Source organism: Mycobacterium sp. 1274761.0, assembly GCF_001668615.1.
Classification (GTDB): Bacteria; Actinomycetota; Actinomycetes; order Mycobacteriales; family Mycobacteriaceae; genus Mycobacterium.
The window spans coordinates 17,995-31,634 of sequence record NZ_LZMC01000088.1 but is presented as its reverse complement, the minus strand read 5'-3'; the positions used below and the strand labels follow the sequence as shown (position 1 = coordinate 31,634).

At 67.1% G+C, this 13,640-nt stretch carries 12 protein-coding genes; 7 read left to right on the top strand and 5 right to left on the bottom strand.

Annotation, left to right across the window (positions count from 1 at the left end; all coding sequences use genetic code 11):
- The first annotated feature begins 21 nt into the window (after positions 1-21).
- Complete coding sequence (locus A5651_RS18415) at positions 22-1,515, top strand: bifunctional phosphatase PAP2/diacylglycerol kinase family protein (RefSeq protein ID WP_066984035.1); 1,494 nt, start codon at positions 22-24, stop codon at positions 1,513-1,515.
- Here the strand turns inward: A5651_RS18415 and A5651_RS18410 are convergent.
- Entirely contained in the window at positions 1,469-2,140 is a 672-nt protein-coding gene (locus tag A5651_RS18410; protein ID WP_066984032.1) for a phosphatase PAP2 family protein, read from the bottom strand. The genes A5651_RS18415 and A5651_RS18410 overlap by 47 nt on opposite strands.
- A 36-nt stretch (positions 2,141-2,176) precedes the next feature.
- Between A5651_RS18410 and A5651_RS18405 the strand changes: the two genes are divergently transcribed.
- Positions 2,177-2,662 (top strand): hypothetical protein, encoded by a 486-nt coding sequence (locus A5651_RS18405; RefSeq protein WP_066984029.1) that lies wholly within the window; start codon positions 2,177-2,179, stop codon positions 2,660-2,662.
- 12 nt (positions 2,663-2,674) lie between these two features.
- Here the strand turns inward: A5651_RS18405 and A5651_RS18400 are convergent, their stop codons facing one another.
- Positions 2,675-4,171 carry an HNH endonuclease signature motif containing protein gene (locus A5651_RS18400; protein WP_066984174.1) on the bottom strand — a complete coding sequence of 499 codons (1,497 nt, stop codon included), beginning with the start codon at positions 4,169-4,171 and terminating at the stop codon, positions 2,675-2,677.
- Positions 4,172-4,335: 164 nt separating this feature from the next.
- Here A5651_RS18400 and A5651_RS18395 point away from each other — a divergent pair, with 164 nt between their 5' ends.
- From A5651_RS18395 to cysC, 4 genes are read left to right on the top strand one after another with little or no spacing between them, the layout of a single operon-like run.
- Entirely contained in the window at positions 4,336-5,712 is a 1,377-nt protein-coding gene (locus A5651_RS18395) for a sulfatase (protein ID WP_066984026.1), read from the top strand.
- Positions 5,713-5,719: 7 nt separating this feature from the next.
- Positions 5,720-6,517: a Stf0 family sulfotransferase gene (locus A5651_RS18390; protein ID WP_066984024.1), complete on the top strand. Its 798-nt coding sequence runs from the start codon at positions 5,720-5,722 to the stop codon at positions 6,515-6,517.
- Positions 6,514-7,440 (top strand): sulfate adenylyltransferase subunit CysD, encoded by a 927-nt coding sequence (gene cysD, locus A5651_RS18385; RefSeq protein ID WP_066984021.1) that lies wholly within the window; start codon positions 6,514-6,516, stop codon positions 7,438-7,440. Before A5651_RS18390 ends, cysD begins: the two co-directional genes overlap by 4 nt.
- On the top strand, positions 7,440-9,296 hold the full coding sequence (cysC, locus tag A5651_RS18380) for an adenylyl-sulfate kinase (protein WP_066984019.1): 1,857 nt from the start codon (positions 7,440-7,442) through the stop codon (positions 9,294-9,296). Before cysD ends, cysC begins: the two co-directional genes overlap by 1 nt.
- Here cysC and A5651_RS18375 read toward each other — a convergent pair.
- On the bottom strand, positions 9,293-10,057 hold the full coding sequence (locus tag A5651_RS18375; protein ID WP_066984016.1) for a trans-aconitate 2-methyltransferase: 765 nt from the start codon (positions 10,055-10,057) through the stop codon (positions 9,293-9,295). The genes cysC and A5651_RS18375 overlap by 4 nt on opposite strands.
- 182 nt (positions 10,058-10,239) lie before the next feature.
- On the opposite strand from A5651_RS18375, the gene A5651_RS18370 reads away from it, so the two are divergent.
- Positions 10,240-11,448 (top strand): S9 family peptidase, encoded by a 1,209-nt coding sequence (locus tag A5651_RS18370; RefSeq protein WP_066984013.1) that lies wholly within the window; start codon positions 10,240-10,242, stop codon positions 11,446-11,448.
- 10 nt (positions 11,449-11,458) lie between these two features.
- Here A5651_RS18370 and eccE read toward each other — a convergent pair whose 3' ends face one another.
- Positions 11,459-12,304, bottom strand: a complete 846-nt coding sequence (gene eccE / locus A5651_RS18365) for a type VII secretion protein EccE (RefSeq protein WP_066984010.1) — start codon at positions 12,302-12,304, stop codon at positions 11,459-11,461.
- Complete coding sequence (gene mycP, locus A5651_RS18360) at positions 12,301-13,629, bottom strand: type VII secretion-associated serine protease mycosin (RefSeq protein WP_369803972.1); 1,329 nt, start codon at positions 13,627-13,629, stop codon at positions 12,301-12,303. The genes eccE and mycP overlap by 4 nt, the downstream gene beginning before the upstream one ends.
- Positions 13,630-13,640: the final 11 nt, after the last annotated feature.

Below are 13,640 nucleotides of genomic sequence, written 5' to 3'. Positions count from 1 at the left end.
CTGGCTGGGTACGTTGGCGTAATGCTGTTGCGTCGAAAGCCACAGGGTTTGCGCGGCCTGGCCGAGATCGGCCAGGGACTTGGCACCCTGGACCGGGAAGTCTTCGAGGCCGTCGCGGAGTCGCCGAGCCCGCTGCTCGACGCGACGATGCCCCGCCTGACCTGGGCCGCCGACCACTCGAAGCTGTGGTTCGCCATCGCGGCGGCACTGATCGCGACCCGTCACAAGCCGACCACGCGCGGGGCTCTTCGCGGCGTTGTGAGCCTGGGCGTGACCAGCCTGGTCACCAACCAGTTCGCCAAGCGGGTGTGGAAGCGTCCACGGCCCAACCGCACGCTGGTTCCGCTGGTCAGGCAGAGCCGACGGTTCCCGACGTCGAACTCGCTTCCGTCGGGACATTCCGCCAGTGCCGCCGCCTTCGCGGTTGGGGTCGGCTTGGAAAACCCGCCGGTGGGGCTGGGGTTGGCACTGCTGGCAGGCCTGGTCGGGTTGTCGCGGGTGGTGGTGGGTGCCCACTATCCCGGCGACGTGTTCGCGGGCTTCGGAATCGGCGCGGGCATCGCCGTGCTCGGCGGGCGGATCGTCCCGCCGGTCGTGCCGACGAAGATTCCCACCGCCGACCCGCTTCGGGTGGACACTCCCCCTCGGCCCGAGGGTGAGGGCGTGGTGCTGGTGATAAACCCCGCATCGGGCAGCGGCACCGGCGCACGCGTCATCGACGAGGTGCGTGAAGCGCTTCCGCGCGCGGAGATTGTGGAGATCGATCAGGGCGACGACGTCGCAGCGGCATTGCACGACGCTGCCGAACGGGCCGAGGTGCTCGCCGTTGGCGGTGGTGACGGCACGGTGTCGTGCGCGGCAGGCATCGCGGTCCACCGCGGGGTACCGCTGGCGGTGTTCCCCGGCGGCACGTTCAACCATTTCGCCAAGGACATCGGATGTGACACGATCGCCAAGACGGTCGCCGCGATTCAGCGCGGCAGCGTGGCATGCGTCGACCTGGTGTGCCTCAACGAGAAGAAGATCGTCATCAATACGGCCAGCATCGGCGCCTACCCGAAGTTCGTGCGAACGCGCGAAAAGCTCGAGCACAAAATCGGAAAGCCGCTTGCGGGGCTGTATGCGATGTTTTACACACTGCGGCGTGACGAGCCGGTGCGGATCTCGTATGACAATAAGACGCTGCAGACATCGCTGTTCTTCCTTGGCAATTCGACGTATCTGCCATCGGGTTTCGCGCCGTCGCGGCGAACCAGGATGGACGACGGTCTGCTCGATGTTCGCATTCTGGAAACGGGGCGCAAATTCGCCACGCTGCGGATCGTCAGCTCGCTGGCGCTGGGCCGGCTGACGCGCAGCCCGCTGTATCACGAGATGCGGGTGCCGCAGTTCGCATTCCAGGCGGTCGATGGGCCCACGGTGCTCGCGATGGACGGTGAAGTCGGAACGCGGTGCGCCGAAGCAACTTTCAGCGTGCAGTACCGGGCGTTGCCGGTGTTTCGTCCGCTGCCGTGACCGCCACCGCGGGCGGGACAAGCAGGACGCAGACCACGAACCACACATAGCCAAGCGCCCAGCCTGCCAACACATCTGAGGGATGGTGCACGTTGAGCACCACTCGTCCTACCCCGATAGCGATCACCACCACCGCGCCGATGAAGACGATCCAGAACCGCAGCGGCCGCCGCGCGAGGGGCCACCACAGCGTCGACAACGCCAGCACGCCGACCATCACACCGAGGGCGTGCCCGGACGGAAACGACGACCCCCACGCCGCCACGAACGCGCCATCGGGTCGCGGGCGGTGAACCGCGGCCTTGGCGGCTTCGGTGATGATGCCGCTGAGTTCGACGCTGATGACCAAAAACAGCGCCGCGCGCAGGTTGCGGTGCACCAGCGCGACGACGATGACGACAAGCGCGATCAGCCGAAAAGCCGTCGGCCCCAGCACCGTGCAGAACACATCCCAGGCGCCGATCCACCCCGGCCGCGAGCGCCCGTAGGTATACAGCGGATCGAGCGCGAACTGGTCCGTGGCCGCGATCCAGTGCCAGTGCGCTGCGAAGCCGACCCACATCAGCGCATACAGCGCCAGCGCGAATGCGGCAAGGCCGAGCAGCCACGGTTTCCGCTGTGTCACTCCCTACGAGTACCACGCTGCGGTTACCGTGCACCTATGGCCGTATATCTGCGCAAGCTGCTGCGCATCGGTGGGTTGCCGACCGCGCTGCGCACGCAAGTGGAAGCCGAAGGCGTCCTCTTGTTGTCCGAGTATGTGCCGGTCACGCGGCGGTTCAGCGGGGCAGTGCCCGGCAAGAAAGCTCATGCCGACATCGCGAGCTACGTCGGCTCGCTCGTGCTCACCCCGCAGCGCGTGCTGGCCACATTGTCGTCGGTGCCCAAACTCGCGGGTCGCACGATCGACCGGCGATGGGATGCACCGCAGGGCGGACCGGTAAGGGCCGACCTCGCAGACACCGGCCTGCACATCGAGGTCGAGATCGGTGACGTCGACCCGAGGTTCAAAGGCCACCTGTCGCTGAACTACAAGACGGCGATCCCCGACGACGTGCTTGCGCAACTGCCGCACCGGTCGCTGGCCTTCGAGGTCCCGCCCGACTACGTGCTTCGCGCAGTCGGCGTCCCCGCCAGTGGCGGCTGACAGGGGCCCGGCTCAGAAGGGCGGGGGTTTGTTGCGTTGGGCGAGTCGTTCGGTGGCGTATGGCTCGTTGCGGCGCCGTTCGGCGTCGATGCGTGCTGCGCGGTGTTGGGCGCGGGTGCGGCGGCGCCGTGGCATGGCCAGGCCGCGGCCTGGTGGTGCCTGGTCGAGCTTCGCGGCGTGCGCGGGCGCGGTCGGTTCGCACAGTTGTGGGAACAGCCCGTAACTGCCCGGTCGTGTCAGGTGTGTCTGGCGGTGCGGGTCGGTCCAGATGACGGTGCCGTCGGGTAGTTGTTCATCGCGCCAACCCTGAGGTCCCGACCAGAACGTTTTCAACAAATGATGTTCTCGACAGAGGCATTTCACGTTCGACGCGCAGGTGGGGCCCACCGGATAGGCGATCGTATGATCCAAGTCGCAGAGGTGCGCGGGCTTGGTGCACCCGGGAAACCGGCAGGTCATATCGCGACACCGGATGAACCGACTGAGTGTGGCCGAGGGGCGGTACCTCGGTTCGGGCGGCGCACTGCCGGGGTGCACGAGCGCGCGGATGGTGGCGCCGGCGGCGATCCTGGCCGCCAGCAAGGGAGCAGGCAGGACTGCGCCTGCGATCATCACCGCAGCCGGTGTGCGCGCCGGCCCGGTCGGCGGCGGTACTGGTTGGCTGTGCTTGTCGGGGTTTTCCCCGTCCAGAACGACCGGGGTGTCGTCGGTGAGGGATTTCTGCTCGGCGATCACATGGATGACCACGGCGTTGGGTTGCACACCGGCTGCCGAGCAGTCGTCTGATCCGCACAAGCAGGCCAGATGATCGAAGCCATGCCCTAACGCGCCCAGCGCGTCGGCGCGGAGTTGATCCAGCGTGCGCGGGTCGGCCTCGCACACCTTGCGCGCCATGGCGTCAAGTCGTGCATCGACGGCCTCTGCGTCATGCGCCAACAGGACCGCCTCGATGGTGGAGGTGCCACCGCCGTCGCTGTGCTTGTCGACATGTCGCCCGCGGGCGTGGGACTCCATTCGCCGCACCGCCAACGGGTCATAGCGCTCCACCCAGTCATCGATGGCCGTCTCCACCTTGGCTTGCGGCAGCGCACCCCACCCCGCGACGGCAGCCGCGACGTCGACGTCGATCTTGGCCTGTATCTGCGGATCGGTGACCAGGGCGGTGCGGTTGACGATCGTGGAGACCATCCGAAAAGTGACCCGCCCGGTGGCGAATGCCTCCGCCAGCCGCGGCAGCCGCTCGCGCAACGCCAGCGCAACCAACAGTTGGTGAGAGGCGACACCCAGCGACACTTCATAGGATGCCGCGACCTCGGCGGCGACGGCGTTCCAGTTGTCGAAACACCACTGCTCGCGATCCGTCGAGCCATCTTCAGCCCAGCGCGCCTCCAGCATGTCGGCCATCGCCGACAACCGCCGCGCGCACGCCGCGTTCTCCACCCGCGCCCACCCACCAACCGCTGCACCACCGACAGCGGTGGAAGCGGTCGCCACAAGCACAGCGAACATGTTTTCGAAGTTATCGACGGTCACCGACTATGACCAGCCTCAACACCCGCTCCAGAGGAAACCTGTGTATGAATCCGCAACTGTGGATAACTCCGAGTGAGCGAAACGGTTGCGCGAACGGCCACCGATCGGTTTGGTGTACCGGCGACCAGAAAGGACCTGCAGTGACCGACCGACCGAAAGACAACGTGCTGATCGTGCACTGGCACGACCTCGGCCGTTATCTCGGTGTCTACGGCCACCCCGATGTGTCCAGCCCGCGGCTCGACCAGCTCGCCGCCGAGGGCGTGCTGTTCAACCGCGCGCATGCCACCGCGCCGTTGTGCTCGCCGTCGCGCGGATCCTTGTTCACCGGCCGCTATCCGCACAGCAACGGACTCGTCGGGCTGGCCCACCACGGCTGGGAGTACCGCGCCGATGTCCGGACGCTGCCCGAGATCCTGTCGGACGCGGGTTGGTATTCCGCCCTGTTCGGCATGCAGCACGAGACGTCGTACCCGAGCCGCCTGGGCTTCGACGAGTACGACGTCTCGAACTCCTACTGCGAGTACGTCGTCGAACGCGCGACCGAATGGCTGCGCCACGCGCCGCGGCAGCCGTTCCTGCTGACGACGGGCTTCTTCGAAACCCACCGGCCGTATCCGCCCGACCGCTACGAACCCGCCGACCGAACCGCCGTCGAGGTGCCGGACTATCTGCCCGACACCGATGCCGTCCGCCAGGACCTCGCCGACTTCTACGGTGCGATCACCGTCGCCGACGCAGCCGTCGGCGAGCTGCTCGACGAGTTGTCGGCGACCGGGTTGGACCGCTCGACCTGGGTGGTGTTCATGACCGACCACGGCCCGGCGCTGCCGCGCGCCAAGTCGACGCTGTATGACGCCGGCACCGGCATCGCGCTGATCGTCCGACCGCCGCGCGAGCGGCACTCGCCGCAGGTGTACGACGAGCTGTTCAGCGGCGTGGATCTGCTGCCGACAGTGCTGGAGCTGCTCGGGGTCGACGTGCCCTCCGACGTCGAGGGAATCTCACATGCCGCACACCTGCTCGCCCCCGCCGAGGACGAGCCGCCGGTTCGCGCCGAGGTCTACACGACCAAGACCTACCACGACTCCTTTGATCCGATAAGAGCCATTCGCACAAAGGAATACAGCTACATCGAGAACTACGCACCGCGGCCACTTCTCGACCTCCCCTGGGATATCGCCGACACCGCTCCTGGCCTGGCCGTCGCGCCGCTGACAGCCGGCCGACGCCCCGAGCGCGAGCTGTACGACCTGCTCGAAGACCCGGGCGAATCGCACAACCTGCTCGGGCCGGAAGCGACCGACAAGGCGGAGGCGATCGCCAACGATCTGGCGCTGTTGTTAAATGACTGGCGGCAGAAGACCAACGACGTCATCCCGTCCGATTTCGCGGGCACCCGTATTTCGGAGCGCTACACCGAGACCTATCTGCGCATCCACGGTCCACGGATCACCAGCCGGTCCGCCATCGCCGCCGACCGCGGCATCGAAGACGACCACAGTCAGATCAGTTAGGTAGGTAATGGCGGCATCCGCATATTTGGTACTCGCGTCGCAACGCAGCGGCAGCACACTGCTCGTCGAATCCCTCAGGGCGACAGGCGTTGCCGGCGAACCGGGCGAGTTCTTTCAGTATCTTCCCAGCACCAGCCAGTCCCCCCAGCCGCGGCAATGGTTCGAAGGGGTGGAAGACGAATCGATCCTTCGACTGCTCGACCCGCTCGACGAGGGCAAGCCCGACCTCGCACCGCCCGAGATCTGGCGCGACTACATCCGCACCGTGGGCCGAACACCGAACGGAATCTGGGGCGGCAAGCTGATGTGGAACCAGACCCCCCTGTTGTTGCAGCGCGCCGAGGGCCTACCGGACCGCTCCGGCAGGGGTCTGCTTTCCGCGATCCGCGATGTCATCGGCAGCGACCCTCTGCTCATCCACGTCTATCGTCCCGACGTTGTGTCCCAAGCCGTTTCCTTCTGGCGAGCGGTGCAGACACGGGTATGGCGCGGCCGCCCGGACCCGATTCGGGACTCCCGGGCCGAGTACCACCCCGGTGCGATCGCCCACGTCATCACCATGCTGCGCGAGCAGGAGAAGGGCTGGCGGGCCTGGTTCGACGAGGAAGGCGTCTCTCCGATGGAGATTTCCTACCCCGTACTGTGGCGCAACCTGACCTCGATCGTGGGCGACATCCTCGAGGCGCTGGGCCAGGACCGGCGGCTGGCGCCGGCTCCGGTCCTCGAACGCCAGGCGGATCAACGGTCCGACGACTGGGTCGACCGCTACCGGGCCGATGCCGAGAAGGAGGGGCTGCCGACATGACGACGACTGCCACGAATTACGACACCCTGCACGTCGACGAGCTCCGGTTGCTCGAGGCGGAGGCCGTGCACATCATCCGGGAGGTGGTAGCGGAGCTCGAGCGCCCCGTATTGCTGTTTTCCGCCGGTAAGGACTCGATTGTACTTCTGCGGTTGGCGGAGAAGGCTTTTCGGCCCTCTCTTCTGCCGTTTCCGGTCATGCACGTCGATACCGGACACAACTTCGACGAGGTGATCGAGTTCCGGGATCGCCGAGTCACCGGGGAGGGACACAAGCTCATCGTCGCGTCTGTTCAGGAATCCATCGACAAAGGCCGCGTGCCCGACCCTGGGCCGGGCGCGTCGCGCAACCGGCAACAGACCCGTACGCTGCTCGACGCGCTGGAGGAGGCCGGCTTCGACGCCGCGTTCGGCGGCGCCCGCCGCGACGAGGAGCGCGCGCGAGCCAAGGAGCGCATCCTGAGCTTCCGCGACGAATTCGGCCAGTGGGACCCGCGGGCGCAGCGCCCGGAACCGTGGTCGCTCTACAACGGCCGGATCAAGAAGGGCGAGCAGGTGCGGGTATTCCCGCTGAGCAACTGGACCGAGCTCGACGTCTGGCGTTACATCCAGTTGGAAAACCTTGAGCTGCCGTCGATTTACTTCGCCCACGAGCGCGAGGTGTTCGAACGCGACGGCATCTTGCTCGCGGTGTCGGAGTACGCCGGACCGACCGACGGCGAAACCTCATCGGTTGAATGGGTGCGCTACCGCACGGTCGGTGACCTGACCATCACCGGCGCGGTGCGATCGACCGCCACCGACATCGAGCGGGTGATCGAGGAGATCTCTGCGGCCACCGTGTCCGAGCGAGGCGAAACCCGTGCCGATGACCGGACGTCGGCAGCCGCGATGGAAGACCGTAAGCGGGAAGGGTATTTCTGATGACACGCCAGCTGCTGCGCATCACCACCGCGGGCTCGGTCGACGACGGTAAGAGCACGCTCATCGGGCGGTTGTTGCACGACACCGACAGCCTGCCGACCGATCACCTGGAAGCCGTCACCGATGAGGAGGGCGTCGCCGATCTGGCTGCGCTCTCCGACGGTCTGCGCGCCGAACGCGAGCAGGGCATCACGATCGACGTCGCGTACCGCTTCTTCTCCACCGAGACCCGCAGCTACATCCTCGCCGACACACCGGGGCACGAGCGTTACACGCGGAACATGTTCACCGGCGCGTCCAACGCACACGTGGCGGTGCTGCTGGTCGACGCGCGCGCCGGTGTGCTGCGGCAGACCCGCAGGCACGCCAGGATCGCAAAGCTACTAGGAATCAAGCACTTTGTCGCCACGGTGAACAAGTTTGACCTGGTGGACTTCAGCAAGGAACGCTATCTCGAGGTCGAGCAAGAACTGCGCCAGATGGCCGCCCGACTCGGCGGCCTCGATGTCACCGTGATCCCGATCGCCGCCAAGCTCGGCGACAACGTCGTACACCGATCCGAGAACACGCCCTTCTACGAGGGCCCCACGCTGCTCGAGTACCTCGAGGGGGTCGAGTTGACGGCGCCGCAACCGGAACCGCAGAAGCTGCGGCTGCCGGTGCAATGGGTCTCGCGGCCCTCGGCCGAACAGCGCAGGCGCTACACCGGACGGCTGTCGGCGGGCACGCTTGAGGTCGGAGACACCGTCGTGAGCCTGCCCGCAGGAACCCGGTCGACCGTCACCGTCGTCGACACCCTCGACGACGACCGCACGACAGCCGTTGCACCGCTGTCGGTTTCGATCGAGCTGGCCGACGACATCGATGTCGGCCGCGGCGACGTCTTCGTCAGCGGCGCCGAGGACGCGGTGCTGCCCGTGCTGGCCAGGGAATTGGAGGCCACGGTCTGCTGGTTCGCCGACCATCCGCTGAGGGCCGGCGACCGGCTCGCACTCAAACAGGGCACCAGGACCGTGCGGGCCACCGTGCAGGCGCTGCACTCCCGCTTGGACCCAGAGACGCTCGACGAGCAAGACAACCCGGTTGAGTTGGTGCTCAACGACATCGGTTCGGTCACGCTGCGTACCAGCTCGGTCGTCGTCTCCGACGCCTACACCGACAACCGGGACAGCGGCGCATTCATCCTCATCGACGAGACCACCAACGACACCGTCGGCGCCGGCACCATCGTCGAGCCCCGCGAAGTCAAACCGGGCCTGCAGACACGCAACGACATCCGTTGGCATCCCTCGGCATTGGACCGTTCACACCGCTGGGCGGCCACGGGCCAACGGGGCGCGACTATTTGGTTCACCGGTCTGCCCGCCTCGGGAAAGTCGACGATCGCGGTCGCTGTCGAACGCGCGCTTGTCGAGTCCGGTGATGTCGCTTACCTCCTCGACGGCGACAACATCCGGCACGGGCTGTCCGACGACCTCGGATTCTCGGCTGGCGACCGCGCCGAGAACATCCGCCGCGTAGGCCATCTCACCCGGTTGTTCGCCGACGCGGGCGTGGTGGCGCTGGCGTCGCTGGTGTCGCCGCTGAAGTCCGACCGGGAGATCGCCCGCGCGCTCAGCGACGCCGCGAAGCTGCCGTTCATCGAGGTCTACGTGTCGACGTCGTTGGCCGAATGCGAGAAACGAGACCCCAAGGGGCTGTATGCGCGGGCGCGCGCCGGGGAACTCAGGGGGCTCACCGGCGTCGACGCACCGTATGAGCCACCGGAGAATCCCGATCTTGTGCTCGACACCACCGGCGCAGACCTCGACGAATTGGTCGCCAAGGTGATCGACCTACTCAACCAGCGGCGCTAGCTGACCTGCGCGACGATGAACACCCGCCGGAACGGGAAGAAGGTGCGGCCGTCGCCCCGGCGCGGGTAGGCCGCATCCAGCAGCGGGATCAGCTGCTGGCGGAACTGCTGCCACGCCTCGCTGGACAGCCGGTCGATCACCGGCCGCAGGGCGGTCCCGGTGATCCATTCGAGCACCGGATTGTCACCGGTCAGCTCGTGGATATACGTCGTCTCCCAGGCGTCCACGCGGCATCCGGCGTCGGTCAGCCTGCCCGCATATTCCGCAGCGGAATCGACCACCTTGCCGTCGCGGAACGGCATGTCGCGCAGGCGGTTTGCGAATGGCTCGCGGCGAGCGACCGCGCGTACCGACTCGTGCGAGGGTGACTGGAAGTTGCCCGGCATCTGCACCGCGATCCACGAACCCGCCGCCAACGCCGCCGCCCAACGCACCAGCAGCTCTCCATGCTCCGGCACCCACTGCAGCGTGGCGTTGCTGACCACGACGTCGGTGTCAGGCAGCGGCGCCCACGAGCGGACGTCCCCGATATTGGCCTCCACGCCGCGTTCCCGTGCGGCAGCGACCATCTCAGGCGAGCTGTCCCACGCCTCGATGACCGCAGCAGGCCAGCGTTCGGCCAGCGCGGCGGTGAGATTTCCTGGGCCACAACCAAGATCGACCACCCGTCGCGGGCGCTCGGCGCCGACGCGCGACAACAGATCGAAAAACGGGCGCCCGCGATGGTCGGCGAAGGTTAGGTAGGTGTCGGGGTTCCACATAGGACACAGTCTGGCAGCTCGCGTGCGCAGTCCCTTGTGCTCCATTGTGCTCCGCGCGTGCGCAGGACCCTAGTTGCTCCTCGCGTGCGCAGGACCCTAGTTGCTCCTCGCGTGCGCAGTCCGTTGTGCTCCTCGCGTCCGCAGTCCGTTGTGCTCCTCGCGTCCGCAAGTACCATCGGGACGTGTCCACCTTCCAGCCGCCCGATGTCGCGCCGGTTGACCCGCCCATACCCGTTCCCGATGTACCCGGCGCCGACGCCACCGCGCATGGACTACCGCGGCGTGTGGATCTCACGCTGCGCCAACGCCTGATCGTCGACTCGTCGGCGATCGCCGACCTCGGCCTGCGCACAGCACTGGCGTCGGTTGTCGGCGCGGCGATGGTGCCGCAGATGCTGTGGTCGGCTTTCAACGGCGCCAATTCAAAGGAGCAGCGCGACGCGCTTCGGTTCTACGCCGAACTCGGCGCGGCCAAAGACCCCGAGCTGTCGTTCCCCACCCCGACGGAGGCGCCGCGGATCTCGTCGCGTCCGGCCAATCCCGTCGCCGAATGGATCGCCAACGGCCACGTGCACAACATCCGGTTCAACAGCAGCTTTCAGGCGGTCAACCCCGCCATGCGCGACCGGTGCAGCTCCTATGAATGCAACAACGTCGTGCACGCGCAGCACTGGCGACACGACGACGGGCCCCGTCCCACCCTGTGCGTCATCCACGGGTTCATGGGGTCGGCCTACCTGTTCAACGGCCTGTTCTTCTCGCTGCCGTGGTTCTACCGCTCCGGCTACGACATCATGCTCTACACGCTGCCGTTCCACGGTCGCCGTGCCGAAAAGTATTCTCCCTACAGCGGTTACGGCATCTTTGCCAACGGCTTCGCTGGGTTCGCCGAAGCCATGGCCCAGGCCGTACACGACTTCCGGTCGCTGGTCGACTACCTCGAGTACACCGGCGTCGATCGGGTCGCGCTGACCGGAATGTCGTTGGGTGGTTACACCTCTGCCCTGATCGCCTGCGCCGACGACCGCATCCAGGCCGTGATCCCGAACGTGCCCGTCGTCATGCCCGAGAAGCTGGTTGACGAGTGGTGGCCGGCGAGCATGCTGCTGGCTCTCGGCAATCAGCTCAGCAGGACCGACGACGACTTGACCACGGCCGCAGCGATGTTTCACTCGCCGCTGAACTATCCGGCGCTGGTTCCCAAGGACCGTCGACTGATCATCGCCGGCCTCGGCGATCGGCTGGCGCCGCCGCAACAGGCCGAGGTGCTGTGGGAGCACTGGGATCGCTGCGCGTTTCACTGGTTCCCCGGCAACCACATCCTGCATGTCAGCCAGCCGGATTACCTGCGCAGGATGACGCGGTTCCTGCGCGGCTTCATGTTCACCTAGACATCTTCAGCTAGACGGGCAACCGCTGCACCGACAGCGGATGCAATGCCTCCAGCGCAAGCCCGTGGCGTCCCCGCTGCGCGGCCAGCCCGGGGACGGGGGCATTGGCGGGCCGGTTCGGCGAGTGCAGCGCGCAGGCCGCCGCCACCGAGGGTCGGCCCGCGGCGCCCGACAATTCGAGGGTGGTCCACGTCTCCCCCGATGCCTGCGACCGGACAGCCGACAGCGTCTCGCCCAGGCTGTCATCAATCGCCACACGGTAGGCGGCGAGATACCCCGAGTCGGTGCGCACGCCACGCCACGTTTCCTTGCCCTTCGGCAGCGCCGGCACCTCACCCGGATCGACAACCGTTGTGCTGAAGCCGAACTCAGTCAGGTGGTCACGGAGACGACGGATCGCGATCGCCGCGGTCTCCTCCAGAGGGATGTCGGCCGATCGGGCCCGCAGCGCAGCAAGATTTTCCGTGGCGTCCAGCGTCAGCGTGATCCAGGTGGTGCGCAGGCCGCCGTTGTCACGGGTGGTCACCCGCACCGCGTCGGTGCGCAGTCCGTAGCGGTTGAGGTAGCAGGCAAGGACATCCAGCGGCGGATCCTGGTCATCCGATTCGGGTTCCACCCTCAGCACCGCGGTCGTGCGGGTATCAGGCGCCGGACGGCGCCGCCCGTGGTTACGCCGCCACACTCCGACGCGTCGCGCCACGATCGTGGTCAGAAATGCCCCGCGCCACCACGCGAACAGGATCACCACCGCGGCGACGGCGATGCCCAGCACCCAGCGGTCGCGCACCGACGGCCACGGATACGCCATTCCAGCGGAAACAATGAACAACAGTGCCAACGCGATTCGAGCCGTCATGCGGATGTGTCCTTCCTTCGGTGCGCGACGGTGGCGGTGACCAGCACCGCCACTGCGAGCGCTCCGGTTCCTGCGAACGCGACGTTGCGTGGCAGCGGGTTTCCCGCCTGCGGTGGCTGCGGTGCGGCGATCTGCCTGCTGTTCGGCGTCTGCGGATCGGGTGGTGGCACCTGCCAGGTCAATGCGGCCACCGGGTCGACGCCGCCCGCGCCCACCAGGTCCGACGGAGAGGGAGCTGCGCCCTGCGCGGTCTGCGTCAGCCGACGGACCACCTGGGCGGCGGTCAGATCGGGGAAACGGCTGCGCACCAGGGTCGCAACGCCGGAGACATACGCCGCCGCGTAGCTCGAGCCGCTGAGCGGTGACAGTTCCTGACGATCGTTGGGCAACGCGTTCGCGATGCCCCCTCCGTCGGCATTGCTGACCGACGCGATGTTTTCCCCGGGCGCTGCGATACCCAGCCACGGGCCCGCCATGGTGAACGGTGACGGCTGGCCTGTCGGCGTCAACGATCCGACCGACAGCACATAGGGCTGCCACCAGGAGGGGATCGAGATCGACGTGACCCCCGACCAGTCACCGCCCGGCGGATTCGACTCGCACGCAGCACCCGTCGCAGGGCCGCCTTGGTTGTTGCCCGCCGCGGCCACGATCACCGCGTCTTTGTCAACGGCCGCGTAGTGCAGCGCGGCACCGAGCTCGTTCTGGTCGAAGTTCTTGTCCGCGGGCACGCAAGTGATCACAGAGATGTTGATGACGCGGGCGCCGAGATCCGCGGCCCGCACGACAGCTCGCGCTAGGTTGCCGATATCTGCTGCGGCCCTGCTGGTTTCGGAGTAGCCGCCCGGCGTGCGGGGCGAGAAATTCGCTGATGTCTGCCTGATGGAGATCAGCCGTGCGGCAGGTGCCACCCCGGAGAATCCGTCCTGGCCAGGCTGACCGGCAATGAGGCCGGCAATCAGGGTGCCATGCCCGTCGCAATCGGCCAGTCCGTCAGTCGACTCGACGAAGTCCCCGCCGGCTTCGACGTTGGGTAACCGTGGTCCGGGGCGCACCCCTGTGTCGATGACGGCGACAGTCTGACCCTCGCCGCGTGAGTGCTGCCAGGCGTCGGAAAGGTTGAGTGCCAACTGGTTCGGGTTGACCGCGCCCGGATCGGTGCCGGGCAGGACGGCGGTGGCTGTGCACGGGCTGCGCTGCTGCATCGGTTGTGCGGGACCCGCGGTGCCGGCAGGTGGCGGGATCTGCGGATCGACGGCGGGCGGGCTGACCGCGCCCGCCGCAGGGCATGCCGCCACCGTCACCGCGAATGTCGCAGTGAGCAAACAGGCTACGC

Excerpts from the sequence above, each read along its gene's own strand:
- A5651_RS18375 (WP_066984016.1), bottom strand. The coding sequence starts at position 10,057 with ATGTGGAACCCCGACACCTACCTAACCTTCGCCGACCATCGCGGGCGC.
- eccE (WP_066984010.1), bottom strand. The coding sequence starts at position 12,304 with ATGACGGCTCGAATCGCGTTGGCACTGTTGTTCATTGTTTCCGCTGGA.
- A5651_RS18415 (WP_066984035.1), top strand. The coding sequence starts at position 22 with ATGCTGTTGCGTCGAAAGCCACAGGGTTTGCGCGGCCTGGCCGAGATC.
- cysC (WP_066984019.1), top strand. The coding sequence starts at position 7,440 with ATGACACGCCAGCTGCTGCGCATCACCACCGCGGGCTCGGTCGACGAC.
- A5651_RS18400 (WP_066984174.1), bottom strand. The coding sequence starts at position 4,171 with ATGTTCGCTGTGCTTGTGGCGACCGCTTCCACCGCTGTCGGTGGTGCA.
- cysD (WP_066984021.1), top strand. The coding sequence starts at position 6,514 with ATGACGACGACTGCCACGAATTACGACACCCTGCACGTCGACGAGCTC.
- A5651_RS18405 (WP_066984029.1), top strand. The coding sequence starts at position 2,177 with ATGGCCGTATATCTGCGCAAGCTGCTGCGCATCGGTGGGTTGCCGACC.
- A5651_RS18390 (WP_066984024.1), top strand. The coding sequence starts at position 5,720 with ATGGCGGCATCCGCATATTTGGTACTCGCGTCGCAACGCAGCGGCAGC.